Genomic DNA, 26,043 nt, shown 5'->3' with positions numbered 1-26,043 from the left:
ATCATCATCATGAATAACGATCAACTCAACATAGCACCTCCTCCTTTCACCGATGGCATTGACCGGGTGGATGGACGACTGAAGGTGACCGGTGCAGCAAAGTACTCGGCCGAGTACGATATGCCGAACATGAGCTATGCCGTATTTGCGCTAAGCACCATCACCAAAGGAACGATCAAAAGCATTGACACCAAAGCTGCCGAACGTGCCCCCGGTGTACTGGCAGTTATCACTTACCTTAACGCCCCCAAAGTACCCGGTTACGATACCGGCGGCGACCCGAGTAAACCGCCCACCGGCGGCGGTCCGCTTAAGTTCTTTGTAGATAATACCGTTAAATATAGTGGTCAACCGGTAGCCATGGTAGTGGCCGATTCGTTCGAACGGGCCACGCATGCGGCCTCACTGGTGAAAGCCACATACAATAAAGAAGAACACCAGACCGACCTGACCAAGAACATGGCCAAGGCCGCAGCACCTAAAGGTAACCGCGGTGCCGACTATAAACGCGGCAACCCTGAAGACTGGAAGACCGCCGCGGTAAAGCTGGAACATGAATACGTGGTGCCGATAGATGTGCACAACCCGATGGAGCTGAGTGCGCTGATAGCGCATTGGCCCGCCGACGACAAGATCGTTGTATACGGTAAAACACAGGGTGTAAAGTCGACCCAGAACGCCATTGCGCAAGCTTTTAAACTGCCGCCTGATAATGTGCAGGTGACCGCCAAATTTGTGGGTGGTGCCTTTGGTAATGCCTTGCGTACCTGGCCGCATGAGATCGCCACCGTTGCTGCCGCCAAATTGGTGAAGCGACCGGTTAAAACGGTGATCACACGTCAAATGCAATTCAATACGGTAGGTTACCGGCCTTACACCTGGCAAAAGATCAGCATGGGTGCCACGGCCGATGGTAAGCTTACCGGCATCATACACGAGGCCACAGGACAAACGTCCAGCTTTGAAGAGTTCACTGAAGGTACCGTGAACATGACCCGTTTCATGTACGCCTGCCCGGGCGTGAGCACCGTGTACCGCATAGCCCCATTGGATGTGAACACACCTACCTGGATGCGCGGCCCTGGTGAAGCTACCGGCGCATTCGCCCTGGAATCGGCCATTGACGAACTGGCTGATCAACTGGGCATCGATCCTATCGAGCTTAGGGTGATCAACCATGCTGATACCGACCCGGAGAACGGCAAACCATTCAGCAGCAAGAACCTGAAAGAGGCCTACCAGATGGGTGCCGATAAAATAGGTTGGAAGGACAGAAAAGCCAAGCCGGGTACCAATATGAAAGATGGTTGGTTGGTAGGCTATGGCCTGGGAACGGGTGTTTTTGGTGCAGGCCGTGGCCGCGCTACGGTGAAGGCCACCATGCAAGCCGATGGCGTTCTGCTCTTGCAAACGTCTGTGACCGATATTGGCGTGGGTACCGGTACTGCCATGACGCAGATCGCGTCGGAGATATTCACCAATGTGCCGGTCAAAAAGATCAGGTTCGAGCTGGGTGATTCGTCATTACCTCCATCGCCAACGCAGGGTGGATCTATGATCACTTCTACGGTTGGGGGTGCTGTACATGATGCCTGTACCGCATTAAAGCAAAAGTTCCAGCAGCTGATAGGTAACGGCGGCACCGATAACCCTGATTACGTTAAGGTCCTTAAAGACAAGAACCTGCCATCATTAGATGTGACCATCACAGGTTCGGGCAGCTCCGAGTTACGTAACTTTTCAAGCTATTCCTATTCTGTGCATTTTGTGCAGGTAAAGGTGCATCCTACCACCGGCATCCTAAAGGTAAGCAACGTGGTATCGGTAGCTGACTCCGGTCACATCGTGAGCCCTAAAACGGCCCGAAGCCAGATCATTGGTGGTGCAATAGGAGGCATAGGTATGGCCCTGATGGAAGAAGGTATTATGGACCATCGTTATGGCCGCTACGTGAATGCCGACCTGGCCAATTACCACGTGCCTGTACACGCCGACATACCGCAGATCGATACCTTATTTGTGAACAAGCCCGACTTCAAAGTGAACCCCATGGGAGCCAAAGGCATGGGCGAGATCGCGCTGATCGGTATGAGCGCCGCAGTGGCCAACGCTATTTACAACGCCACAGGTAAACGCATACGCGAGTTGCCGATCACACCTGACAAGCTGATCAGCAAAGCCTGATGAAATGACCTGATAACGAGGGCTGCAAATAAATTGAATTAAATTTTTGATAACAAGAACCGATCTATATATTTGCAGCCCGCAACGGGGGGTTAGCTCAGCTGGCTAGAGCGCTTGCATGGCATGCAAGAGGTCATCGGTTCGACTCCGATACTCTCCACAACTTAAAAGCCTTCATATCTGAAGGCTTTTTTCATGCCCAAACTTTTCTCTTGTCTATTCATTGGATGTTAGGTCCCTTAACATTTATGTAGTACATATCATCTATGACAAAAGCAGAATATAAACAGACTTTCACAGACGAGGATGCTGTGGGTTGGATGTCCATCGACCAACAGCTTGAGAAGCTCTATCCCGGACAGGAGCCGCAACATTACGGCACTGTGGTCAAATACATGATCGGTGGTAATGACCCTTTGGATGGTTTGAGTATCTACGAGAGTTCAAAACATACCGATCACTTTCATATCGTAAGCTATGGTCTTTCTGAACTGTATTACAACGAGGAGAGCGCCGGCGGAGAATTCAGTAAATGGGGATTTGAGCTGACCTTCCGTGTTAAAAAAGCCAATGGTGAAAGCCCTTCTGATCAAGCATGGGCCATGAATATGATGCAAAACCTGGCGAGGTACGTGTTCAGCAGCAAAAGGTGGTTCGAGGAGTACCACGCCCTTGATGCCAGGGGGCCGATCAGGATCGGATATGATACTGATATTACGGCATTAGCCTTTGTGACCGACCCTGAATTAGGTACGATAGACACCCCGCATGGACAAGTCCAATTTTTACAAATAGTAGGTCTTACTACAGATGAATTTAAAAGCCTGACCGTTAATAATGGTGACAAGACCGTGGAAGAGGTCATCACTCAACTGAGAGCTAATGACCCACTGCTCATCACCGACCTCGGCAGAAAATAAACAAGGCGAACCTTTTATCTGATGGGTTCGCCTTCTTTAATGATGTCTACTTAAAAGCCTAATTGCCTGATGAAGATGTTGATCGCTTCATGATACAACAGTATGGTGATCATGATGCCGCTGAGCGCACCAAAGAAGTGAGCATCATGGTTGATGCCACCGTATGAACGTTTAGAAGCATAGGCGCAATACACCAGGTACAACACCCCGAACAATACGGCCGGGATGGGTATAGGCAGCGGAAATATACGCATGGGTACCCTCGGGTTGAACAGGATAAAGCTGAACACCACAGCACTTATCGCGCCTGAAGCGCCCAAGCTATGGTAGTTAAGGTCGTCCTTATGTTTGCTGATCGAGGGCAGGTCGCTTAGGATCAGACTGGCAAAATACAACAGGGCGAATTGCCAGTGCCCAATGATCTGCTCCAGTGTGAAGGCAAAGGCAAAGAACGACCACATGTTGAAGAAAAGGTGCATCCAGTCGGCATGGATAAAGCCACTGGTGATCACCGTGTACACCTTGCGGCCACGGGCAATACTGTACGGATGCAGCATCAGGGTGTAATGCAGGTCCTCGTTATAAAAGGCCAGCAGCGATAGGATGATGTTGATGGCAAAAAGCGCCGAAGCTACCGGTGTGGCATTTAAGAATTGTTCCATTATTGCAGATCAAGTTTAGTGTTGTTCATTAACCGGGCTACCGGGTAACGCATATAAGTGTTCTCAAAGAACGGCGAGTTGCGGTACACGAACTCCAGCTGTGCGGCAGCGCTGTTGGCCAGCTGCGGGTTCCGGCTCTTTTCGTCGTCGAGCTTCTTTTGTAATTCAGGATGTTGTTTCAGGTACTGGTACGCAATGTCCTCGAACACGTAATCAGAGTAATGCTCTTTTTGGCTCAACATGGAGTCAAAAAAGTTCCATGCAAAAAAGGAATCTACGCCCTGCGGCTCCAGCGTTTCAACGATGTAGCGGTTGATCGGCTGGTCAGTGCTCACCACGTAGTCGCCCTGGTAAAATTTTACTTTATTATCATTGATCACGTTCAGTTTAACGCCACTGTGCACATAGTGCCCCTCATACGGGCGGGTGCCGGTCTTGAGGTCGGTTATGTAATAGGTTTGCACGGTAAGTGTGGTATTGTGCGTTAAACGGCGCATGGCCACATGGTTCAGCTTGAACAGATCGATCACCTTACCCCATGCTTGCGGAATGATATATGCCACGGGTTTATCAGCCGTTAGCGTAGCCCGGTAAGTGTTAAAGTATTTGATGTTCTTGGTATATGGCTTATTGCGATCGTAGTACAGGCGGGGCAAACCGCTAATGTCGCTAGGTTTGCGCGCGGCCTCATAGCCTTTAAAAGGGATCATATCGTAGTGCTGATCGTCAAGGTCCCAGTTCAGGGCAAAGGTCTTTTGTTGTTTCACGGCCTCATCGGTCTCCCGTTTTAACTTGCCGATTTGTGACGCATCGCGGTGCGTCACATCGATCAGGTGTTGCATCAGGGCATAGGTTGCATACACTTTCTTGTCGTAAGGCTTCAGCATATGCGTCTCGCTCACATAGCTAATGGTATTGTGCTGTACGGTATATCCGGTCGAAAATCTTGGCGTTTCCAGGAACGCTACAATGCCCGAATCGGGCGTTCCTTTCATGCTCTCCACATACGGGATCATGTCATAGCCGCTTTTGGCCATACGCCGGTAAAGCTCTGGGCTCAACTGCTCGGCAGTGTACTTGGCCAGTATGGGGTGCTGTTTGTTCTTTTGCGTTTCGATCAGCGTCATCACGTACTGGTAATCGGCCCCGTTACTGGCATGGTTATCTAAAAACACATCGGGCTGCCAGGTATTGAATATTTGCATAAAGGCCAACGCATTGCGGCTATCGGCTTTGATGAAGTCGCGGTTAAGGTCAAGGTTGCGATAGTTACCTCTGAAACCATAAGCACGAGGCCCGTTCTGGCTCACGCGCGATATACCCCGGTTCAAGCTACCATCGATATTGTAAAGAGCGATGAAGCAGATCACCACATCGTTAGGGATGAGGCCTTTTTTGAGCAGATCGCGGCTGAGCATCATGCTGGCATCTATACCCTCGGGCTCACCAGGATGGATGCCGTTGTTGATCAGGATCACGCGCTTGTTCTGCGCCTTGATCTTGGCCGGGTCAAAAGTGCCGTCCTTAGAGAGCACCAGCAGCGTAAGGGGTTTACCGGCATCAGTGCTGCCGTAGTTGAACGTCCTCGCCTGCTTAGGGTATTGTTTAACCAATTTAGCGTAATACGCCATCACCTCTGCATAGGTCGCGGTGTAATTCTTGTCGGTGCTGAGCTCGAACGGGGTGACCTGCGCGTAAGCGCTACCACAATATAAGGCCAATGCCAACCAGAGCAGTTTTTTCATAGCGCTAAATATAGCAGATCTTGCCCTTACACCACGGGGCGTGCTATATCCTGCAAAACATTTGCTGATCATCAATGTGTTTAAGTAGCTTTATTTGCTTAATACCGATACGCTTATGACCCAGTTACACATCCTTAACGGTGATGCTATGCTAAACGCCTTTGATCAGACCGGCCTCGATGGTGAGGTGATGGTTTGGCGGGAAGTATTATCTGAAGGGCCGCTCGCACCCACCATCGATGCCTCCTTTTGGGAAACCAGGCAACAGTGGATCACCGGCACTTTTGAAGATGCGCCGGGCAGTTATCAAGACATGGTGTTAATTGAACTGGAGAAACTTAGTCAGCCTTATGATGAGATCACGCTCTGGTTCGACAATGACCTGCATTGCCAGGTGAATCTGTTAGGCGTATTACAGCTGCTCAAAGATCAGGTAGACCTATCGGCTCCCGGCATTTACCTGGTGTCGCCCGGCGCTGAGCAGGATAGCGCTGGTTTCAAAGGCATGGCGCAGCTTAATGGCGATGAGCTGGAAGATCTGTATGATGCTCGCCTGCATTTGACAGAGTATGATCTAACCCTATCTACCGAAGCCTGGCAAAAATACACCCCTAACGATTCAGATGCCTTACAGCAATGGATCAGTACGAATCCATTTTGGGGAAGCCTGCACAAGCTTAAGCCAGCACTGGAAGCACAGGTACAGCGTTCACGCGTTGGCGACGACGGGTTAAACAATGTCGAGCGCATCCTGATCCGCCTTAACAAAAGCGGTATCGATCAACGCGCTGAACTTTACGAAGCCTTTTGGAACGAACAGCCCGTTTACGGTATGGGTGATGCCGAGCTGGATCTTTACCTTGACCGGTTGGCGAGCAGGGGCCTTATTCAGCTACAGGCATAATGCTTACCTTCCATGAAGAAGAGTTGCACAGCCTGTGCGATAGTTTAGCTGCTCAAGATATTTATTTTGCCCAGGTGCTCGAACGATATGGTTATCCACCCTTTTGGCATCGGGCCAATACTTTTGAAACGTTAGTACATATCATCCTGGAGCAGCAGGTATCACTGGCGTCCGCACTCTCCGCCTTGAACAAATTGCGTGAACGGATACAGGAGATCACCCCTTCGCGCCTGCTGCTTCTTACCGATGAAGAGCTAAAGGCCTGTTACTTTAGCCGGCAAAAAGCTGCCTACTGCCGCTATCTGGCCGAAGCCATATTGAGCGGCACGATATACCTGGATCATTTAACCACCTTGCCTGATCACGAAGTGCGCACTCATTTGACCGCTTTAAAAGGCATTGGCAATTGGACGGTAGACATTTATTTGTTGATGGTGCTGCACCGCACCGATGTTTTCCCCATAGGCGATCTGGCGATCATTAACGCCATGAAAAGGTTGTTACCCGTACCGCCAGCCGTCACCCGCGAGCAGTTGTTGCTGATCGCTGATCAATGGCGGCCATACCGTAGCATTGCGGCCATGCTGCTATGGCACTATTACCTGAGCGAGGCCGCAACCAAAAGAAAAACTACGTAGATCGCGCACCTCTTACCCTTCTCACGGGCTTCAGCCATCCAACTTTCGTAAATGATCAGATCGTCACAATTTTATTGCAAACACACCAATGCCGGCTGATGGCATCCTTGTTGTTTGTTGTGACATATATCGGTTATGGAAAAGAAGATTTTGGCTGTAGACAACGATAAAGCGATGTTAGAGGTGCTGAACCGTGCGCTGAGCAAGGAGGGTTATGAGGTGCAAATGCTCACTCATGCCGAGCAATTGTTCAGTGAAGTGGCCAAATTTCAACCCGACCTGATCCTGTTAGATGTGATGCCTTCAGGCCTCGATGGTACCATTATATGTTCTGCCCTCAAGACCTTCCCCGAGACCCAGCACATACCGGTGATATTTATCTCAGGCAACTACAGCGCAGCATCCCAGCTACTGACCGATAAGCAGGGAGTACCTGATGATTTCGTTCTTAAGCCATTCACCATCGGCTCACTGATCGATAAGATCGGGTATCAGTTGGCTGCCTAAAATTTGAATGCCCGGCCTTCCATCCATGATTGGAGAAGGATAACGGCCGATACTGTATCCACCAAAGCTTTATTTTGTCGTCCTGCTTTTTTGACCCCACCGGCCAGTATAGCGGCCGAGGCCATTTTAGATGTGAAGCGCTCATCAAGCATCTCCACCGGTATCTCCGGAAAGGTCTTCTTTAACAGATTCACAAAACCCCTTACATGCATTGCCGACTGCGATGGCGTGTTGTCCATCTGCTTCGGCTCGCCCACTACAAAGGTCTCCACTTGTTCGGTCAGCAAATAGCGCTTCAGGTAGTCGATGATCTGGTTGGGGTGTATCGTGTCTAACCCGGTGGCGATCATTTGCATAGGGTCGGTAACGGCCACGCCAATGCGCTTGGTACCATAATCAAAAGCCATAACTCGGGCCATATCAGTGTTATTTATAATGAACCTCGCGGTGTGTTTCGCGAAGGTCATTTTCTTGTGGTCAAAGATAGACCAACCGGCACTATATCTCAAATCTCATATCTAATCGTTAACTTGCACCAATGCAGTTTAAGGAAATAGTTGGACAGCAAGCGATAAAGCAACGTTTATTGAACACGGTGCACGAGAACCGTGTGAGCCATGCCCAGCTATTTTTAGGTCCCGAAGGTTCAGGTAGTTTAGCATTGGCGGTAGCCTATGCGCAATACCTGTCGTGCGAGGACCGCAGTGCCGATGATTCGTGCGGGGCATGTTCGTCATGCCGCAAGTATGAAAAACTGGTGCACCCCGATCTGCATTTCTCGTACCCGTTCTTCGCATCAGATAAAAATGATACGGCGTTGAGCTTTATAGAGCAGTGGCGCGAGGCCCTGCTGAACAACCCTTACCTGAGCCTTGACGTGTGGCGCGGCTATTTGGAGGCCGAGAACAAACAGGCTAACATCAATATTGCCGAGTGCCACCAGATCATCAAGAAGCTGAGCTTAAAGCCGTTCGAATCGGTATACAAGATCCTGATCCTTTGGCTGCCGGAGTACTTGGACAAGGAAGGCAACACGCTGCTCAAGATCATTGAGGAGCCACAGCCTAACACCGTGTTCCTGCTGGTGGCGCAGAACCAGGACCAGATCCTGAACACTATACTGTCGCGTACGCAACTGGTCAAGGTACCGGGTCTGAGCTTTGATGATATACGCCGTTACCTGGTTGAAGAAAAAGGCGTGCCTGCACAGACCGCCGAAGAGACCGCTTATTTAAGTAACGGCAACCTGACCGAGGCCATGGCCATGCTGCAGCAGGATAGTAATAACTTCCACAATCAATTTGTGGACTGGCTGCGTAAGTGCTACAGTAATAAAGGGCTTGAACTAATGAAACTGGTGGACGTGATGGCCAAGGCTGGGCGCGAACCACAAAAGAACTTTATCCGTTACGGCATCAGCTATATACGCGAGTGCTGCCTGATCCTGAGCGATGCGGCAGACCTGGTGCATTTGCCTGCTGCCGAAAAGGAGACCGCAAAGAAAATGGCCGCTGTGATGGACCTCGATATGGCCCTGCACATCAGCCAGGTGCTCGAAAAAGCACACTACGCGGTGGAGCGAAATGCAAATCCTAAAATTTTATTTTTAGATGTATCTTTGCAGATCGTTAAGATATTACATTTTAAAATTCTCCCGAAAGGGATCAATATATAACCTGATATGGGATGTGGAAGTTGCTCGACCGGAGGCGGATGTACGCCTGCAGGCTGCAAAAGTAATGGGTCATGCATGACCAACGGCTGTAGTAAGCTGGATGTGTATGACTGGCTATCGCACATGGATATGCCCTCCAGCTATAAGCCTTTCCAGGTGGTGGAGATCAAATTCAAAGGATCGCGTAAGGATTTTTACCTTAACGCCGACAATATATACTTAGAGGCCGGTGAACTGGTAGCCGTTGAGACCGCTACCGGCGGTTATGACGTAGGCCACGTATCGCTCACGGGCGAACTGGTGCGCATGCAAATGGTCAAACGCCACGTTAAAGAGGCCGATGTGACCAAAAAGATCTATCGCCGTGCTTCACCAGCCGACGTGGATAAGTGGAAACTGGCCAAAGAACTGGAGTGGGAGACCATGCATAAGGCCCGCAAACTGGCGCTTGACCTTAACCTGAGCATGAAGATCAGTGATGTGGATTACCAGGGCGACAAGACCAAGGCCACCTTTTATTACACTGCCGAAGGCCGTGTGGATTTCAGGGAGCTGATCAAAAAGATGGCCGAATCGTTCCGCATCCGTATCGAGATGCGCCAGATCGGGATGCGTCAGGAAGCCAGTCGTTTAGGCGGTATCGGCTCTTGCGGCCGCGAACTGTGCTGCTCTACCTGGCTTACCGATTTTAAAACGGTATCTACCTCAGCCGCGCGCTATCAAAATCTATCGCTCAATACTTTAAAGCTGGCCGGCCAGTGCGGTAAGCTGAAATGCTGCCTCAACTACGAGCTGGATGGTTACATGGATGCGTTAAAACACATCCCCGATAACGTGAACTACCTGCGAACCCAACAGGGCGACGCCAAGCTGCAAAAGACAGATATCTTTAAACGCTTGATGTGGTTCAGTATACCCGGTTTTGAGAACTGGATCGTGCTGCCGATCAATCGTGTTAAAGAGATCCAAAAGCTCAATAAAGAAGGCGTAACGCCTGAATACCTGGCCGATGAGGTGATCGAGAAAGAACCGGAGGCCAAAAAGCTTGATTACGAGAACGTGGTAGGTCAGGACAGCTTGACACGTTTGGATGATCGCAGCCGCGACCGTAACAGGCCTAAAAAGAACAAGAACAAAAAACCGGGTAGTGGTGAGAACAGGCCGAAGGACCAGCAGCAAGCTGGCGGCGGTGAGCGCAAACCACAGCAGCCAAGGGATCAGCAGCCTAAACAGCGTAATGATCAGCCCAAGCGTGAGCAGCAACCGCGTCAGCCTCAGCAGCAACAACAACAAGCCCGCGACAAGAACGTTAATAAAGAAGCCACTGCAGCAACTCCAGAAGGTGCAAAGACCGAGGGCGGAGGTGCGCGCCGTAACAACAGGCGCAGGCCTAACCGTAACCGTGGCGGCAATAACAATAATAACCAGCAACCACAGGCCCCACAGGCATAATGTTGAACCAAGGCGAACATATGAACTACGCTGAGCAGGCAAGTGGATCCAATAGTGGGTCTAACAACTTGCCATGCGCGTCAAAGCCAATTAAAGGTAATGCTTCACGCAGGACATTCGGCATGACAAGCGGGCGTAGTGACCTGTTCAAATGTATTGCGTTCTTACTGGTATTGGTGACGCTTTGCATCAGCTCATGCTCGGATCCTGACCGGGTGATCGATGATAACAAGCCCATTGCCAACCAGAACTGGGGCTACGGTAATAAGATCCGTTTTGACGTGCAGATCGATGACCCTTCGGTGGCTTACAACCTGTACATCAACATGCGGGTAACGGCCAATTACCGTTATTCCAACATGTTCGTGCTGATCACGCAAAGCGGTGGCAGCATGAAAAAGGCCGACCTGGCCCGTTACGAACTCAAACTGGCCAGCCCTACCGGCGAGTGGCTGGGCCAGGGGTCGGGTAGTATGTATAGCTACCAGATACCTTTCCACAAAAATTACCGTTTCCCGGCAAAAGGCCGCTACCGTTTCGAGATCGAGCAGAACATGCGCGATAACCCTCTGCGTGCGGTAAGCAATGTTGGCTTACGGGTCGAGAAGAGCAGATAATCTCTCTGGCGAACTCCACCTTCATGATCTTTTATGAAACGATCAGGGTGCTATCCTGTTGAGTTTAAAACGCTTGGTCATGAAAAAGATTCTTTATACGTTCCTAGTTGCTTCATCAATGTTGTTAGTGGCCTGTAAAGGGTCGACCAGTAAGACCGGCGGCGACGTGGCCGACTCTGGCAGTGCAGGCAGCTCCGGTCCTGCCGATAGTGTAGGCGTGGTCAGTCCGGGCAGCCCGGCAGGCAGTTCTACCGGCGGTACCGATACCAGCACCATCCAAAGCAACCAGGGCGCTGCCGAACCCACTGTGGATACCGGCCGTCGCGCACGTCCATAGCTTATCATCCGTTTAGCATTCTCAATGTAATTGCTTTAATTTGCTAAAATATTTATCAGGCAAATGGAAGTAGTGTTAGGCGTTGCGGCAGTTGTGTTTTTGATATTGGCGGTCATCTTCTTGGTGCTTTGGCAAAAGAAGGGAATGGGCGTATCACAAAGCGAATATGACCATCTCAAGGCCGAGAACCAGCAGATGCACATTCAGGAAGGTGTACTTCACGAGCGAATAAAAAGTGCACAGGCCGAAAAAGAAAGCCTCTCAACACTACTTCGGCAAGAGAATGATAAACTCGCCCAGCAACTGGCCCACGAGCGTGCAGAACTGGCCTCGGCAAGCCAGGCATTGGAGAGTACGCGGTCTTACTACCAAGCCGAAAAGGATAAGCTTCGCGAGCAAAAGGCCGAGATCGAGCAGTTGAGGCAGCATTTTCAACGCGAATTCGAGAACGTATCGGCCCGGTTGCTAAAGGAGCGGTCGCTCGAGTTCATGGAGGCCAGCAAAGGTCAGCTCGACCATATCCTCAACCCTTTGAAAGAGAACATTAAGGCCTTTGAAGAGAAGGTAGAGAAGGTATATAATGCCGAGGCGGCCGAACGCAACGTACTTAAAGGCGAGATCAACCGCCTGATGGAACTGAACCGCCTCATGAGTGTGGAGACCCAGAACCTTACCCGTGCCTTAAAAGGTGATAACAAAAAGCAAGGCAACTGGGGCGAATTTATCTTAGAGAAAGTACTTGAGCGGTCGGGCCTCATCAAGGACCGTGAGTACCGCTTACAGGCCGCGCACGAGGCACAAGATGGTACACGCTTTATGCCCGATGCCATTATTGACCTGCCCGATGGTAAACACCTCATCATTGATTCCAAAGTATCGCTGATCGCCTATGAACGGCTGGTGAACGCTGACACCGAGGACGAGCGTAAACTGTTTGCCAAGGAGCATGTGATGTCTTTACGCAACCACGTGATGGGACTATCGTCAAAGAACTATCACGACCTGCAAAAGCTCAACTCTCCCGACTTTGTGCTGCTGTTCGTTCCTATCGAATCATCGTTCAGCTTTGCGGTGCAGCTGGACGCCGACCTGTTCAACGACGCGTGGGACAAGCGTGTGGTGATCGTAAGCCCATCAACCTTACTGGCTACCCTGCGCACCATTGCCAGCATGTGGAAACAAGAGCGCCAGAACCGTAACGTGATGGAGATCGCCCGCCTGAGCGGCGATATGTATGATAAATTCGTAGGCTTTTTGACCGATATGGATAGCATTGGCCGCAACCTCAAGCAAAGCCAGGACGCTTATGAAAAAGCGCTCAACAAACTGAGTGAAGGCCGCGGCAACCTCACCGCCACTGCCGAGCGCATAAAGGGGCTTGGCGCAAAGGCCAACAAACAGATACCGCCCAGCGCCCTAAAGGACGACCTGGAGTAAATTCATTTACCTTATACTGATCAAGTCCTTCTCACCTTTGCCGAATGTGAACTGATCGGCCATTACGGTAGGGAATACCACACATTCTTTATAAGCCTCGGTGCGGAGCATGAGCTTACCGGCATGGCCTTTGGCCAGCGGCGATAACACGATCAGGTAACCGTCCGCATCACCGATCATGGCTTTAGCTTTTTCCAGGTTCACCAGTTCGTTCGAGTTCCTGATCAGCTCATCATACGTGCCGCGGTGTTCGTTATAGAATTTTTGGAAATCAGTAGCGCGATAAAAATCCTGTAACAGCAACTGGTAACGGCTAAACTCGATCTTGTTCAGGTATATGCGGTAGTTCTCGCGTTGTACCACGCGGCCATCATTCATCCGGTAAGCGAATAGACCTTTTAGGTAATCATCCACTAAGCCGGGGAACCTGGTCAGTTTCTGGTCCAGTTCTTTTACTGCGCGGTGATCTTTGTACTTTTCAAACTGAGCCTTCAGGTCTTGGTAATAAGGTGACGACGTGTTGATCACCGATGCATCTTTCTGCCCGGTGGAGGTTAGCGCGAGTACGGTATAGCCCAGCTCATAAACCTCGGGTACACTTGCCGTGAGTTTGCCTTTATTTTCCTGGATGTATCTCGTGGAATAACTTGGCCTGATGTCGGCGTTCTGGCAGCCGACAAAGGTAAGCAGCAGTATCGTACACAGCACAAGTTTAGCAGTGGTGAGTGTTTTAGTGTTGATCATAGGAAGATAGTTGAAGAATGTGCCGCAAAAGTACGCCACTTTTCGGTAAAGACAATCGGGCGGTCAACAATTAACAGATCGGCAAAAGCAGGTGAACACCCGAGGCTCAATATCTATATAATAGTAAAGTAAAGATGCTGCAAAGAGGCACCACTAAAAGATCAGGCCAGTAAAGCAATGATCAAATTAGGAAGGCCGATAGCTATAGCGATACCGTAAGCCAGGTCAAGCCAAAAGAAACTGCCTAATGAACCTAAATAAATGAGCCCCACCACTGGGTAACCCACCAGTTTGACCAATAATGGTGTGTCGGCCTCTTTTACGTCTTCCCATATATTTGTCGCATCTCCTGTGCTGGGGAAAGCATGCATAGCTATGGATACGCCTAAATAGATCAGTACATAGTCGAGCGGATTGGCGTTATTCAATTTAAACACTGGCAGAGCCGCCGGCAATGCGATGAGCGCTCCCAACAGGCTATTCAAAATGAATGGTCCAACGCTGATCATCATGTTTTGCCATTTGTTGTTGACCTTTTCATGCAACACATAACCTGCGGGGTTGCCAACACGCATGTACACTACCTCAAATACAGGCACCTTGAACCAACGGCAAAATAATTGGTGAGCAAGTTCGTGAACGATCACACCCGGGAAGGTAAGCAGCGTGATCAAAATACCAGGAATGAACATAAAATGAGGGTTTAAGTGCTTTAGAAATTCTTTTTACCGCTTATTACATCGTTCACATAACTCATCGCCATGCCAAGCGTCGAATCCTTTTGAGCGCTCTTTAGCAACACATCACGCTCCTTAAAATTATTATTGAGGTGATAGGCCAGTGCCAGCGTTGCTTTATTGTAATGCAGTTCGCTATCCAGGTCGTCTACATGCTGCGCCAAGGCCAGGCCATCTTTGTAATGACGTTGTTTAAGCAATGTGCGTGCTTTTGATGAAAGTGCTACGGTGAACTGACGGTTATCATGCAGTGCCTGGTTAGCATAATATATAGACGAGTCTAATTGGTTAAGCTCACGTTTGGTTATGGTACGTAAATAAAGTGCGAACATATGCCCGGGTTCTGCAGCCAATACTGCTCCCAATTGCTTATCGGCTCCCAGGTCATCGTCTCTGTCCATGAGCAGAGAGGCAAAGGTAAAACGGGCAAAAACATCACCAGGGTGGGTATTGATGTAATTGAGCAGTGCACTATCAGGAATGGTGTTAGGATAGCGCTCACCCAATTTTTGGAACGCCTCCGAGGGGTAATAATTCACCGACTTGTCATTCAGCCCATTCAAGGTCGTGAGCATTTCTTTGTCCTCGATCTCCTTACCGGTCAACTTGCTTAGGGTAATGCCAAATGTACCAAGGTCGCCGTTGTGGAACGAGGCGATAGCTAAATGCCCCAGTGCTGTTACGCTATTAGGCGAAATGTCCAGAGCCTTTTTCAACTCCTTTTGCGCCGACATATGGTCGTGCTGCTCTTCAAATTTCTCAGCGCGTGAAATGGATATACCAGCATTGAAGTTCTTCCAGGATAGTGTGAATGAAACAACGACCAATAAGAGGATAGCACCGCCAAATAATTTTACCCAGTTAGGGATGGGAAATTTGATGTAGGCCTGTCGGCACGGTGCACAAAGTCTTGCTGGATATCCATCCAGGATCTCAGGACTGCCGCATGTTGCACAAGTGGGTTCCTGCGGTGGGGTTTCAGGGATAAGGTCGGTCGCTTCTTGCATAAAAAAGTAACCTAAAATACTCATTTACTTCTAAAAACAAAAAGCCACCCCTATCGGGATGGCTTTCATATCATAGAAAAGAATTTGTTATCCTTTTTTCACTTCTTTGGCCCAGGCATCTTTAAGCGTTACGGTACGGTTAAATACCAGCTTATCGGCCGTGGCATGTTTGGCATCCAAAGTAAAGTACCCTTTACGGATGAACTGGTAGCCTTTGCCCGGCACGGCGGTGGCCAGGTCAGGCTCAACAAAAGCCGTGATCACCTGCAAGCTGTCGGGGTTCAGGTCGTCCTTAAAGTCGCCCTCTTCGGCAGCAGGGTTCTCCGATTTGAACAGGCGCTCGTACAAACGTACCTCGGCGGTCTTGGCGTGTGGTACGCTCACCCAGTGTATGGTACCTTTCACGTGGATGCCACTGGTGTCTTGTCCTGACTTTGATTCAGGGATATAAGTACAATGCACCTCGGTCACGTTGCCATCAGCATCTTTTACAAAGCTTTCGCATTTTACGATGTAGGCATGCTTTAAACGCACCATCAGGCCTACCCCCAAACGGAAGAACTTTTTAGGAGGTACCTCCATAAAATCTTCACGTTCGATGTAAAGCTCATGGCTGAACGGGATATCGCGTCCGCCTTCGCCACCTTCTACCTCAGGGTTGTTCTCGCCATGCAGGGTCTCGGTCTGGCCTTCAGGGTAATTGGTGATCACCAGTTTGATCGGGTCCAATACCGCCATGCGGCGCCAGGCCGTTTTGTTCAGGTCCTCGCGTATGCAGAACTCCAGCAGCCCAACATCGATCAGATTCTCACGCTTGGCTACGCCAATGCGCTCGCAAAAGTCGCGGATGGAGGCCGGTGTATAACCACGGCGGCGCAAACCACTTATAGTAGGCATGCGTGGGTCGTCCCAGTCCTCAACGTGTCCTTCGTTCACCAGTTGCAGCAGCTTGCGCTTGCTCATTACGGTGTAGGTGAGGTTCAAACGTGCGAACTCGTACTGGCGCGATGGGAATATCTCCAGTTTATCAATGAACCACTCATAAAGCGGGCGGTGCGGAATGAACTCCAAAGTACATATACTGTGGGTGATCTCCTCGATAGCGTCCGACTGGCCGTGGGCAAAGTCATACATTGGGTAAATGCACCATTTGTCGCCGGTACGGTGGTGAGGGGCATGCTTGATCCGGTACATGATCGGGTCGCGCATGTGCATATTGGGCGATGCCAGATCCACCTTGGCTCGCAATACCTTGGCACCATCAGGATATTTGCCGGCCTTCATCTCTTCAAATAAGGCCACATTCTCCTCAATGCTGCGGCTGCGGTACTGGTTAGGTGTACCCGGTTCGGTAGGGGTACCTTTTTGAGCAGCTATCTCTTCCGGAGAGCTGTCATCAACATAGGCCAGTCCTTGTTTCACCAGGTTAAGCGCAAAGGCATAAAGCAGGTCAAAATAGTCGGATGCGTACAACTCGTTGGCCCACTCAAAACCTAACCAGCGTACGTCGGCTTTGATGCTCTCTACATATTCGGTATCTTCAGTTACAGGGTTGGTATCGTCAAAACGCAGGTTGGTCTTTCCGTTATAACGTTTGGCCAAACCAAAGTTAAGGCATATAGATTTGGCGTGCCCGATGTGCAGGTAGCCATTAGGCTCGGGCGGGAAACGCGTATGCAGGCGGCCATTATGCTTGCCGCTCGCCAAATCTTCCTCAACGATCTCTTCAATAAAATTCAATGCTCTTTCTTCTGTCATACAATGGCAAATGTACTAAAATAGGCGTTCGGGTCATTACCCGGTATACCTGATCGCTATAAAAATGATCAAAATTACCAGAGCCGAAATGCGATGCCTGAAAATACTTTGATCTTTGGTCAAATATGTGTCGTGATATTGCCGATATGTCGTAAAAATTATCATTTTTGTACATAGAGCTACCTTTGTGAAATAGTTACCTTAACGAGTCAATGCTGCTATGAAGAAGATCCTCATCATTGATGATGAAGTAAACACCGCGCTGCTGCTATCTAAGTTCCTCTCCCGTAATGGGTTCGAGGCAACTACAGCGTCAAATGGCAGCACCGGCCTCGAATTACTAAAGAACAACGAATTCAACCTGGTACTTTGCGATTACCGTTTGGAAGATACCGACGGCCGCGAGATACTCAAGGTGATCAAGAACCAGTACCCCAAGACCGGTGTGATCATTATTACCGGCTACTCTGATATCAAGATGGCCGTGGAACTGATCAAGATGGGGGCTTATGATTATATCACCAAGCCGTTATACCCTGACGAGATCCTGACCACCATCAACAAGGCCATCGAGACCCACCACGCCTTGCTGGAAGCCGCCGAGCAACAAGTAAGCGGACCGGTTACCGTAAGCAAGACCAGCACTAAAGAAAAAGGTGGCAAACAGGTGCTGAGCAGCGAATTTGTGACCGGCAGCAGCCGTGCCTCCAAAGAGCTGGTAAGGCAGATCGAACTGGTGGCCCCTACCAACTACAGTGTGATCATTATTGGCGAAAGCGGTACTGGTAAAGAATCGGTGGCCAAAAGTATACACCTGAACAGCCCGCGCCGCAACGAACCATTCATTGCCATGGACTGTGGTTCACTGACCAAAGAACTGGCCCAAAGTGAGTTCTTCGGCCACGAAAAGGGATCTTTCACCGGCGCATTATATACCAAGATCGGTCACTTCGAAATGGCCAATGGCGGTACCCTGTTCCTGGATGAGGTGGGTAACCTGTCGTACGATATACAAGCCGCCCTGTTGCGTACCGTGCAGGAGCGCAAGGTGAAACGTATAGGATCGACCAAAGAGATAGACCTGGATGTACGCATCATTGTGGCCACCAACGAGAACCTGCAGGATGCCATTCAAAAAGGCCGTTTCCGCGAGGATCTTTACCACCGTTTCAACGAGTTCGGTATCTATATGCCGCCACTGCGTGAGCGGGGTAACGACGTGATCCTGCTGGCCGAGCACTTTTTACGCATAGCCAATGAAGAGCTGGGCCGCAATGTGACCACCTTCTCGGCTGATGTGGTGGAATGTTTCCTGAACTATCGCTGGCAGGGTAACATCCGCGAGTTAAAGAACGTGGTACGCCGTGCTACCTTATTGACCGAGGGCGACGAGATCCAGCTGAAGGCCCTACCGCTTGAGATGCTGGCCTACAGCCGTGCTTCATCATTTGATACCGGCACCTCTGACGGTTATACCGCTCCGCGTAGCAATAACGAAGGTGCCACCGAACCTCAGCAACCAAAGGACGACCGCCCAGATCTGAAGAACGCTGCCTTGGAAGCCGAGTATGAGACCATCGTTAAAGTACTACGCCAGGTGAATTACAACAAGACCAAAGCGGCCGAGATCTTACGCATAGACCGTAAGACCTTATATAACAAAATGAAAGCGATCAACCTCAAATAATATGGCTGCCGGTAACGATAACAACGCCGAGCAGGATATGCGTTTGCTAAGGCACGATATCAAGAACCAGCTATCCAACATCCATTTGGCACTGGATCAGTTGCGTTATGAGATAGAAAGGCCCACTGAGGACATGATCTTTTACATGGACACCATTGCTCAAAGCTGCGCCAAGATCAACATTCTGGTCAGGACCGAGGAATGATCCGCACCGCATAGCACGAATAATTTTGAAAGCGCCGAACAAACCGGCGCTTTTTTGTTTTCTGTATATCCACTCCAACCGTCATGCCTTTATTTGATCGTCAGCAGCGTAATAATATCACACTGGTAAGCATCATTGTGTTGGGCTGCGTGTTGGCCTATGCCTTGAGCGCCATCTTCAGCTCCATACTGGGTGCGATCGTGCTATATGTACTTTTCAGGCCGCTTTACATATATATATCTGAAAAGCGCGGATGGAATAAAGGCATATCGGCGCTGCTCATCATCGTACTATCGTTGGTGGTGATCGTGATCCCGTTCCTGCTGCTGAGCTTTATGCTCATTAACAAGATACTGGGCTTTAATACCAAGGCACTGCCGATCGACTCGTGGGTGGACAAGATCGACATGTTCACGGCCGAGCATATCAACCAGCCACGCTTTGCCGAGGATACCCTGCAAAAACTGGCCACCTACGCGGCTGACCTGTTCCCGTCCATTTTGGGCAGTGCGGCTAACATCATCCTCACCTTGCTGGTGTTGTACTTCATGCTGTATTTCATGTTCGTGGAGTTGCGCAAGTTCGAGGCCGGGTTGTTAAAGTACGCACCCTTTAGCGAGCAGCATGCGCTCAAATTTGCCACGGCGCTGAAGAACGCTACCTATTCGAACGTATTGGGACAGGGCATCATCTCCGTGGTACAGGGCGTGTTACTGGCCAACGGTTTTTGGATAGCCGGCATACCCGACCCGGTGTTTTGGGGTGTGGTGGCCACCTTTATATCCTTTTTACCGGTAGTGGGTGCGCCTACCTTATCCATACCGGCGGGCATCTACCTCATGCTGCTTGGGCGAACCTGGAGCGGTATCGGTATCATGGCCTATGGACTTTTATTTATAGGTAATTTGGACCATGTGCTGCGCTTGGTGATCAATAAGCGCATCGCCGATACGCATCCTATAATATCTATCATTGGGGTGTTCATCGGTTTGCCGCTATTTGGTATTTTAGGCCTCGTATTCGGGCCGGTACTGCTGTCATATTTCATCCTGATGGTGCAGATATACGAGACCGACCGCATGGCCGCCGACCGCTTGGAGCGGATCAAAGCATCGCCTAACCACGAATAATTTAAAGTTGCCCATAAACAAAGCGGGAGTTAAGCCGTTAGATAATAACTGAACGATCACATTTATTAATTTAAATCACCATGAATACAAAAGACGTATCAAACCTGATCAGCAAGATACCAGGGTTAAAAAAAGAGGCCGGCCTGGGCGATGGCGCCAAGGTGGCGATCGCATTACTGGCCGGTGTTGCTGTAGGTGCCGCCATAGGCATTTTATTCGCACCTGATAAAGGTACCGAGACCCGCGACAAACTTTCAGAATCATTGGCTAACCTTGGCGAGAGCATCAAAGAGACCGCCGCTGCCGAGATCGATAAACTGGCCAGCCTGAAAACCAAAGTGGTAGATAACATCAAGACCAAGATCAGCGGCGAAGAAGCCGAATACCAAGACGATCTGGAACACGCATAATAACCATTCACGACCCCGGCTCCGGAAACGGAAACCGGGGTTCATCTTCAAATAACTGCATGGAAGAGAAAAAAGAAGCGGAACAAACGCCACCTCAACCCAATATACTGGATCAGGTAAAAGAGTATGTGGAGACCCGCGTACTGCTGGCCAAGTACCAGGCCATTGAGAAAGGCTCATCGGTGGCAGCAAGCTTAGCGGTGATCATTGTGATCGTGCTGGCGCTGTTATTGACATTCCTGTTCGGCACATTCACACTGGCCCTGTTCCTGGGTGATGTGATGGGTGCTACCTGGAAAGGTTTTGGCGTTGTGGCCTTGTTCTACCTCCTCATTTCGGTGATCATGGTGGCAGCTAAGTCAAGCTTTGAGAAGCCGATCATTAATTTGCTGATCAGTAAACTATTCAAATGACCATGACCGTCCCTATCAAAAATATATTCGACCTGCAGTCAGAGATACTACGCCTCGAGAAACTGAAACAGGAGCAGGAGATGGTGCTTAAACAGCGCGTTGCTACCCCTGCGGCCATTATCTCGTCGGTACGTTCCATATTCCCTAAGGCACCTGAAGGTGAGGGCATCGGCTCTTTCTTCTCGCCTGATCTGTTGAGCCTGGCCTCGCGGTTCATCTTACCGCTCACGCTGAACAAAACGCTGTTCAAAAGATCCAATATGATCGTGAAAACGCTGGTAGGCCTGCTTTCGCAAAAAGCATCAACCTACATCAGCGGCGATTCGGTGACCTCGATATGGGATAACGTAAAAGGAATATTCAACAAAAAGCCTAAGCGGGCAAAACCGCCTCAGTCGGTGCCTGCCGACGTGCCGGTACCTAACAGGCCTTTGTAAAAGCAAAAAAAGACCAGCCCTCAACGGCTGGTCTTTTTTGTTAGCGGTGTTTGCTGCTCATGTAAAAGGTGATGTTCCCTCCGGCCATGATGTCAGCGTGTTTGATGGAGAGCGCATTGAGCGGTCGCCCGTTCAGCAGGACCTTCTCTACATAAACGTTCTTATCGCTCTGGTTCTTGGCCATCACGGTAAAGGTCTTGCCGCCCGGTAGTTTGATGGTGGCACTGTTGATAGCCGGGCTACCCAAAGCGTATTCATCACTGCCTGGAGCCACCGGGTAAAAGCCCAGGTTGGTGAAAATGAACCAGGCGCTCATTTGGCCGGTATCATCATTACCACCCAAGCCGTCAGGCGTTGGTTTGTACATTTTAGGCAGGATCATGCGTACGCGTTCCTGCGTTTTCCAGGGCTGATCTGTCCAGTTGTACAGGTAAGCCACATGGTGCGATGGCTCGTTTCCGTGCACGTAATTACCAATGATACCATCGCGGGTAATGTCCTCCGTTTCCTCAAAGAACTTGTCGGGCAAATGCATGGTAAATAACGAATCGAGGTAAGGCACGAAGCGCTTGTTGCCGCCCATCAGCTCGATCAGTCCTTTAGGGTCTTGCGGGGCAAATAAAGTGTAGTTCCAGGCATTGCCCTCAATGAAGCCCTGCCCGATAGTGGTCAACGGGTCGAACTTAGGCCTGAAACCGCCGTTGGCCAACCGCGGGCGCATAAAGCCGCTGGCCTTATCATAAACGTTCTTGTAGTTTTGCGCACGCTTGTTAAATTCTTCGTAAATGTCTTGCCGGCCCAGTTTTTTGGCCAGTTGGGCAATGGTCCAATCATCATAAGCGTATTCCAGCGTGCTCGATACCGATACACCGTTACGCTCATCAGGAATGTAGCCCATGTCCATGTAATAGCCTATGCCTTCGTAGCTGCGTTTGCGGGCGGTGGTCACGCAGGCATCAAGCGCTTTGTTGGCGTCAACCCCTTCGGCGTTGCCTTTAATAATGGCATCGGCCACAACGGCCACCGAGTGATAGCCCGACATGCACCAGTTCTCGTTACCGGAGTTCGACCACACGGGCAGCATATGTTCGGGGCTTTGCTCAAAATGGGCCAGCATGCTTTTCACCATATCGCGGTTGCGCTCGGGGTCAATAATGTTGAATAGCGGATGCAGCGCGCGGTAGGTGTCCCAAAGGGAAAAGGTGGTATAGTTGGTAAAATCGTTGGCCTTATGTATGTTCTGGTCAACGCCTTTGTACTGGCCGTCAACATCCATATAAATGGTAGGATTGATCAGCGTGTGGTACATGGCCGTATAAAAGTTCTCTTTAGTGGCCTTGCTTGGCGACTGGATCACCACCTTTTGCAGTTCGGTCTCCCATTGTTGCTGAGCCTGTGCTTTAGTGCGCTCAAAGTCCCAGCCCGGTAGCTCGGCTTGCATGTTGTTAACGGCACCCTGCATGCTCACGGGCGATAGGGCCACCTTCATTTTGATCTTCTCGCCGGCATTGGTCTTGAAGTCAAAATAAGCTTTGATGCGTTGGCCCGCTATCTCGGGGAAGTTGCGGGTCTGATCGAACTTACCCCAGAAGCCGCGGTATACCTGCCGGGTCGATTCGTTACGGAAACCGTGCGACATGATCGGTTTAGAGAAACGGATAGCGAAGTACAGTACCCGGTTCTTGGCCCAGCCATTAGTTTGACGGAAACCGGTCACCAGCGTGTCGTTCACCACGCGTACAAACGTCCACACGTTCTTGTCAGGGTAATTGTAGATGCCGGCCGTAAGGTCAAGGATCAGGTGTGCACTATCGGTTTTGGGGAAGGTGTATTGATGGAAACCTACGCGGTTGGTGGTGGTCATTTCGGCCAGTACGTTAGGGTCTTCCAGTTTTACTTTGTAATAGCCGGCCTCGCTTACTTCGGTGGCATGGCTAAAGCGCGAGCGGTAACCGCTGCCAGGCTTATCGGCCGTGCCTGGGTTCAGTTTCACTTTACCCACGGCAGGCATGGTAAGCAGATCGCCCAGATCAGAGTGGCCGGTGCCGCTAAAGTGGGTATGGCTAAAGCCGGTGATGGTCTTGTCCTCATATTGGTAACCGGCGCAGTATTCGTAAACTTTGGGGTTGTATTTACCGTTCAGTTCGTAGCTGATGCTGTCGGTCTCGGGGCTTAACTGCACCATGCCAAAGGGTACGGTGGCACCCGGATAGGTGTGGCCCATGCGCTGGGTACCAATGATCGGTTTAACGTAAGGCACCAGCTTTTCGGCTGGCTTTTGAGCGGCTGCCGTTAACGCACCGATCAGCAGGCTGGCAAGCAGCAACGGATGTTTTTTCAAATTTGTGTAGTATTGAGTAGCGATGTTGAAACATAATTGCCAAATTGGCATTAAATGCTAAAGCTGTAACAATGATATACAGGCTTTATCTAATATAACAAAGTTTCAACTTTAATTAACAAATAGAACAAAACCATGAAAAAGTTACTTTCGGCCGTCATGATCTTGGTGGCAGCAATGTCGTTAAGCTCTTGCAGTTATAACAGCATCGTCAAACTGGACGAAGATACCAAGGCCAAGTGGGGAACTGTGCAAAGCCAGTATCAACGCCGCGCCGATCTGATACCTAACCTGGTAGCCACCGTTAAAGGTGTGGCCAACTTTGAAAAAAGTACCCTGACCGAAGTGGCCGAGGCCCGCGCCAAAGCTACCTCTATACAGGTCGATCCGTCAAAGCTTACCCCCGAGACCATTAAACAATACCAGGAAGCGCAAGGCCAATTAAGCGCAGCTTTAGGCCGTTTGTTAAGTGTGACCGAGAACTACCCGACCCTGCGAGCTAACGAGAACTTCACCGCCCTGCAAGGACAGTTGGAAGGTACCGAGAACCGCATCGCTGTAGCCCGTATGGACTTTAACAATTCGGTAAAGGCCTATAACAGCAAGATCCGTGCGTTCCCGGCCAACCTGACCTCAAAGATGTTCGGCTTTACGCCAAAAGGCTACTTTGAGGCCGATGCCACCGCACAAAAAGCACCTAAGGTAGAGTTTTAATTTGAGGGCGGATGCCGGATCTTCGATGTCGGAATTTGATATCCGAAATGGAACATCCGATATCCGAAATATCACCATCATGTTCAAAGAAGAAGAGCAGCAACTGATCCGGCAGGCCATTGAGCGGGCCGAGCGGAACACCTCGGGTGAGATACGCATTTGCGTAGAAAAGAATTGCCCAGAGGCGGAGCCGATGGACCGTGCGGTGAGCTATTTTTTTCAACTCGAAATGGAGAAGACCCGTTTGCGTAACGGTGTGCTGATCTACCTGGCCTCGGCCGATCGTAAGTTCGCCGTTATTGGCGATGCCGGCATCAACCGCGTGGTGCCTCCTGATTTTTGGGACAGCACCAAAGAGGCCATGCTCGAGTGCTTCAAGAACGGCCAACTGGCCCAGGGCATCATTACCGGTATAGACCGTGCCGGAAAGGAGCTCAAAAAGTACTTCCCTGCGCAGGCAGGTGATAAGAACGAACTTTCGGACGACATTGCCTATATGGATGGCGACCAATAATTCTTTTTGCGACCATGTATAAAAAGATACTGCTCCTGCTCAACATCATGTTGTGCGGCCTGCTGGCCCTGGGGCAACAATTTCCGCCCCGGTCAAGCACCCTTGTAACCGATTATACCAACACCCTATCGGCCGATGATAAGCAACGCCTCGAGAACAAACTCTTAGCGTTCAATGATTCAACGTCCACCCAGGTGGCTGTGGTTTTGATGAAGTCGGTCGGTGATTATGATATTGCCCAGTACGGCACCTTGCTGATCCGTAATTGGGGTATAGGCCAAAAGGGCAAAAATAACGGTGTATTGGTATTGGCGGCCATTAGCGACCGCAAGGTGACCATACAGACCGGTTACGGTGTCGAAGGCTCGGTGACCGATGCGCTTACGCAGCAGATCATACAGAATGATATCAAACCCAACTTTCAGGCGGGCAATTACTATAAAGGCCTTGACCTGGCTACCGACCATATTATAGCGGCCACAAAAGGCGAGTTCAAGCCCGATGCCAACGATGTGGGCAAGCCTAAAAAACGCCGCGAAAAGGACGGCGGTGGTTCGGCCGGTATCGTGGTACTCATTGTGATCGTCATCCTGTTCTTTATTTTCAGGAACCGGGGTGGCGGTGGCGGAGGCCAGATCATTGGCGGCCGTGGCGGCGCAAGCCCGTTTTGGTGGTTCCTGGCCGGTAACCTATTAGGCGGCGGTGGTCGCCGTGGCGACGGCTGGGGCGGAGGCAGCGGCTGGGGCGGCGGAGGCGGCTTCGGTGGTGGTGGCGGAGGCTTCGGCGGCGGATGGGGCGGCGGTAGCTCCGGCGGCGGCGGCAGCAGCGGCAGCTGGTAAAATATCTCAAAAGACCTGTCCTTGCCTTA

At 50.4% G+C, this 26,043-nt stretch carries 27 protein-coding genes and 1 tRNA gene; 20 read left to right on the top strand and 8 right to left on the bottom strand.

What is annotated here, in order from left to right; translation table 11 throughout:
• The first annotated feature begins 9 nt into the window (after nucleotides 1-9).
• The 3 genes from LLH06_RS19770 (at nucleotide 10) to LLH06_RS19760 (ending at nucleotide 3,104) form a co-directional block, all read left to right on the top strand.
• Complete coding sequence (locus tag LLH06_RS19770) at nucleotides 10-2,184, top strand: xanthine dehydrogenase family protein molybdopterin-binding subunit (RefSeq protein WP_228171013.1); 2,175 nt, start codon at nucleotides 10-12, stop codon at nucleotides 2,182-2,184.
• Nucleotides 2,185-2,270: 86 nt separating this feature from the next.
• Nucleotides 2,271-2,344 (top strand) — tRNA-Ala (locus LLH06_RS19765).
• Between the two features lie 106 nt (nucleotides 2,345-2,450).
• A complete protein-coding gene (locus LLH06_RS19760; protein ID WP_228171012.1) occupies nucleotides 2,451-3,104 on the top strand; it encodes a suppressor of fused domain protein in 654 nt (217 codons plus the stop codon).
• Between the two features lie 50 nt (nucleotides 3,105-3,154).
• Here the strand turns inward: LLH06_RS19760 and LLH06_RS19755 are convergent, their stop codons facing one another.
• A complete protein-coding gene (locus LLH06_RS19755) occupies nucleotides 3,155-3,766 on the bottom strand; it encodes a rhomboid family intramembrane serine protease (protein WP_228171011.1) in 612 nt (203 codons plus the stop codon).
• Nucleotides 3,766-5,511, bottom strand: coding sequence for a M14 family zinc carboxypeptidase (locus LLH06_RS19750; RefSeq protein WP_228171010.1), 1,746 nt, complete (start codon nucleotides 5,509-5,511; stop codon nucleotides 3,766-3,768). The genes LLH06_RS19755 and LLH06_RS19750 overlap by 1 nt, the downstream gene beginning before the upstream one ends.
• A gap of 115 nt (nucleotides 5,512-5,626) precedes the next feature.
• Here LLH06_RS19750 and LLH06_RS19745 point away from each other — a divergent pair, with 115 nt between their 5' ends.
• The 3 genes from LLH06_RS19745 (at nucleotide 5,627) to LLH06_RS19735 (ending at nucleotide 7,560) form a co-directional block, all read left to right on the top strand.
• A complete protein-coding gene (locus LLH06_RS19745; protein WP_228171009.1) occupies nucleotides 5,627-6,415 on the top strand; it encodes a DUF1835 domain-containing protein in 789 nt (262 codons plus the stop codon).
• Nucleotides 6,415-7,053: a DNA-3-methyladenine glycosylase family protein gene (locus tag LLH06_RS19740; RefSeq protein WP_228171008.1), complete on the top strand. Its 639-nt coding sequence runs from the start codon at nucleotides 6,415-6,417 to the stop codon at nucleotides 7,051-7,053. The genes LLH06_RS19745 and LLH06_RS19740 overlap by 1 nt, the downstream gene beginning before the upstream one ends.
• Before the next feature lie 135 nt (nucleotides 7,054-7,188).
• A complete protein-coding gene (locus LLH06_RS19735) occupies nucleotides 7,189-7,560 on the top strand; it encodes a response regulator (protein WP_228171007.1) in 372 nt (123 codons plus the stop codon).
• Here LLH06_RS19735 and ruvX read toward each other — a convergent pair.
• Nucleotides 7,557-7,979: a Holliday junction resolvase RuvX gene (ruvX, locus tag LLH06_RS19730; protein WP_228171006.1), complete on the bottom strand. Its 423-nt coding sequence runs from the start codon at nucleotides 7,977-7,979 to the stop codon at nucleotides 7,557-7,559. The two genes, LLH06_RS19735 and ruvX, sit on opposite strands and share 4 nt — an antisense overlap.
• Nucleotides 7,980-8,098: 119 nt before the next feature.
• Between ruvX and LLH06_RS19725 the strand changes: the two genes are divergently transcribed.
• The 5 genes from LLH06_RS19725 (at nucleotide 8,099) to rmuC (ending at nucleotide 13,078) form a co-directional block, all read left to right on the top strand.
• Complete coding sequence (locus LLH06_RS19725; protein ID WP_228171005.1) at nucleotides 8,099-9,235, top strand: DNA polymerase III subunit; 1,137 nt, start codon at nucleotides 8,099-8,101, stop codon at nucleotides 9,233-9,235.
• Between the two features lie 75 nt (nucleotides 9,236-9,310).
• Nucleotides 9,311-10,687, top strand: a complete 1,377-nt coding sequence (locus LLH06_RS19720; protein ID WP_394800301.1) for a PSP1 domain-containing protein — start codon at nucleotides 9,311-9,313, stop codon at nucleotides 10,685-10,687.
• Between the two features lie 20 nt (nucleotides 10,688-10,707).
• Complete coding sequence (locus tag LLH06_RS19715; RefSeq protein ID WP_228171003.1) at nucleotides 10,708-11,304, top strand: gliding motility lipoprotein GldH; 597 nt, start codon at nucleotides 10,708-10,710, stop codon at nucleotides 11,302-11,304.
• Nucleotides 11,305-11,383: 79 nt separating this feature from the next.
• The gene (locus tag LLH06_RS19710) at nucleotides 11,384-11,641 is read left to right on the top strand and encodes a hypothetical protein (protein WP_228171002.1); all 258 of its coding nucleotides are present in this window, start codon (nucleotides 11,384-11,386) and stop codon (nucleotides 11,639-11,641) included.
• A gap of 63 nt (nucleotides 11,642-11,704) precedes the next feature.
• The gene (gene rmuC / locus LLH06_RS19705; RefSeq protein ID WP_228171001.1) at nucleotides 11,705-13,078 is read left to right on the top strand and encodes a DNA recombination protein RmuC; all 1,374 of its coding nucleotides are present in this window, start codon (nucleotides 11,705-11,707) and stop codon (nucleotides 13,076-13,078) included.
• A gap of 6 nt (nucleotides 13,079-13,084) precedes the next feature.
• Here rmuC and LLH06_RS19700 read toward each other — a convergent pair whose 3' ends face one another.
• The 4 genes from LLH06_RS19700 to LLH06_RS19685 all read right to left on the bottom strand — a co-directional run bounded on the left by LLH06_RS19700 (nucleotide 13,085) and on the right by LLH06_RS19685 (nucleotide 17,324).
• The gene (locus LLH06_RS19700) at nucleotides 13,085-13,822 is read right to left on the bottom strand and encodes a DUF4932 domain-containing protein (protein ID WP_228171000.1); all 738 of its coding nucleotides are present in this window, start codon (nucleotides 13,820-13,822) and stop codon (nucleotides 13,085-13,087) included.
• A 161-nt stretch (nucleotides 13,823-13,983) separates the two neighbouring features.
• The gene (locus LLH06_RS19695; RefSeq protein ID WP_228170999.1) at nucleotides 13,984-14,514 is read right to left on the bottom strand and encodes a DUF3267 domain-containing protein; all 531 of its coding nucleotides are present in this window, start codon (nucleotides 14,512-14,514) and stop codon (nucleotides 13,984-13,986) included.
• A 20-nt stretch (nucleotides 14,515-14,534) separates the two neighbouring features.
• A complete protein-coding gene (locus tag LLH06_RS19690; protein WP_228170998.1) occupies nucleotides 14,535-15,590 on the bottom strand; it encodes a tetratricopeptide repeat protein in 1,056 nt (351 codons plus the stop codon).
• A 63-nt stretch (nucleotides 15,591-15,653) separates the two neighbouring features.
• Nucleotides 15,654-17,324 (bottom strand): glutamine--tRNA ligase/YqeY domain fusion protein, encoded by a 1,671-nt coding sequence (locus tag LLH06_RS19685; protein WP_228170997.1) that lies wholly within the window; start codon nucleotides 17,322-17,324, stop codon nucleotides 15,654-15,656.
• A 220-nt stretch (nucleotides 17,325-17,544) separates the two neighbouring features.
• Here LLH06_RS19685 and LLH06_RS19680 point away from each other — a divergent pair, with 220 nt between their 5' ends.
• The 6 genes from LLH06_RS19680 (at nucleotide 17,545) to LLH06_RS19655 (ending at nucleotide 21,606) form a co-directional block, all read left to right on the top strand.
• Entirely contained in the window at nucleotides 17,545-19,011 is a 1,467-nt protein-coding gene (locus LLH06_RS19680; RefSeq protein ID WP_228170996.1) for a sigma-54-dependent transcriptional regulator, read from the top strand.
• 1 nt (nucleotide 19,012) lies between these two features.
• Nucleotides 19,013-19,216 carry a hypothetical protein gene (locus tag LLH06_RS19675; RefSeq protein WP_228170995.1) on the top strand — a complete coding sequence of 68 codons (204 nt, stop codon included), beginning with the start codon at nucleotides 19,013-19,015 and terminating at the stop codon, nucleotides 19,214-19,216.
• Nucleotides 19,217-19,299: 83 nt separating this feature from the next.
• The gene (locus LLH06_RS19670) at nucleotides 19,300-20,346 is read left to right on the top strand and encodes an AI-2E family transporter (protein ID WP_228170994.1); all 1,047 of its coding nucleotides are present in this window, start codon (nucleotides 19,300-19,302) and stop codon (nucleotides 20,344-20,346) included.
• 80 nt (nucleotides 20,347-20,426) lie between these two features.
• Complete coding sequence (locus LLH06_RS19665; RefSeq protein WP_394800300.1) at nucleotides 20,427-20,756, top strand: YtxH domain-containing protein; 330 nt, start codon at nucleotides 20,427-20,429, stop codon at nucleotides 20,754-20,756.
• A gap of 59 nt (nucleotides 20,757-20,815) precedes the next feature.
• Complete coding sequence (locus LLH06_RS19660) at nucleotides 20,816-21,169, top strand: phage holin family protein (protein ID WP_228170993.1); 354 nt, start codon at nucleotides 20,816-20,818, stop codon at nucleotides 21,167-21,169.
• Nucleotides 21,166-21,606 (top strand): hypothetical protein, encoded by a 441-nt coding sequence (locus LLH06_RS19655; protein ID WP_228170992.1) that lies wholly within the window; start codon nucleotides 21,166-21,168, stop codon nucleotides 21,604-21,606. The genes LLH06_RS19660 and LLH06_RS19655 overlap by 4 nt, the downstream gene beginning before the upstream one ends.
• A 40-nt stretch (nucleotides 21,607-21,646) precedes the next feature.
• Here the strand turns inward: LLH06_RS19655 and LLH06_RS19650 are convergent, their stop codons facing one another.
• Nucleotides 21,647-23,998, bottom strand: coding sequence for a GH92 family glycosyl hydrolase (locus LLH06_RS19650; RefSeq protein ID WP_394800299.1), 2,352 nt, complete (start codon nucleotides 23,996-23,998; stop codon nucleotides 21,647-21,649).
• Between the two features lie 84 nt (nucleotides 23,999-24,082).
• On the opposite strand from LLH06_RS19650, the gene LLH06_RS19645 reads away from it, so the two are divergent.
• The 3 genes from LLH06_RS19645 (at nucleotide 24,083) to LLH06_RS19635 (ending at nucleotide 26,014) form a co-directional block, all read left to right on the top strand.
• Nucleotides 24,083-24,661, top strand: coding sequence for a LemA family protein (locus LLH06_RS19645; RefSeq protein ID WP_228170991.1), 579 nt, complete (start codon nucleotides 24,083-24,085; stop codon nucleotides 24,659-24,661).
• A 79-nt stretch (nucleotides 24,662-24,740) separates the two neighbouring features.
• Nucleotides 24,741-25,175 (top strand): TPM domain-containing protein, encoded by a 435-nt coding sequence (locus LLH06_RS19640; RefSeq protein WP_228170990.1) that lies wholly within the window; start codon nucleotides 24,741-24,743, stop codon nucleotides 25,173-25,175.
• A gap of 14 nt (nucleotides 25,176-25,189) precedes the next feature.
• Nucleotides 25,190-26,014 carry a TPM domain-containing protein gene (locus LLH06_RS19635; RefSeq protein WP_228170989.1) on the top strand — a complete coding sequence of 275 codons (825 nt, stop codon included), beginning with the start codon at nucleotides 25,190-25,192 and terminating at the stop codon, nucleotides 26,012-26,014.
• The last annotated feature ends 29 nt before the right edge of the window (nucleotides 26,015-26,043 follow it).

Source organism: Mucilaginibacter daejeonensis, from assembly GCF_020783335.1.
GTDB classification, from domain to species: domain Bacteria; phylum Bacteroidota; class Bacteroidia; order Sphingobacteriales; family Sphingobacteriaceae; genus Mucilaginibacter; species Mucilaginibacter daejeonensis.
This window is presented reverse-complemented; position numbering and strand designations above follow the sequence as displayed.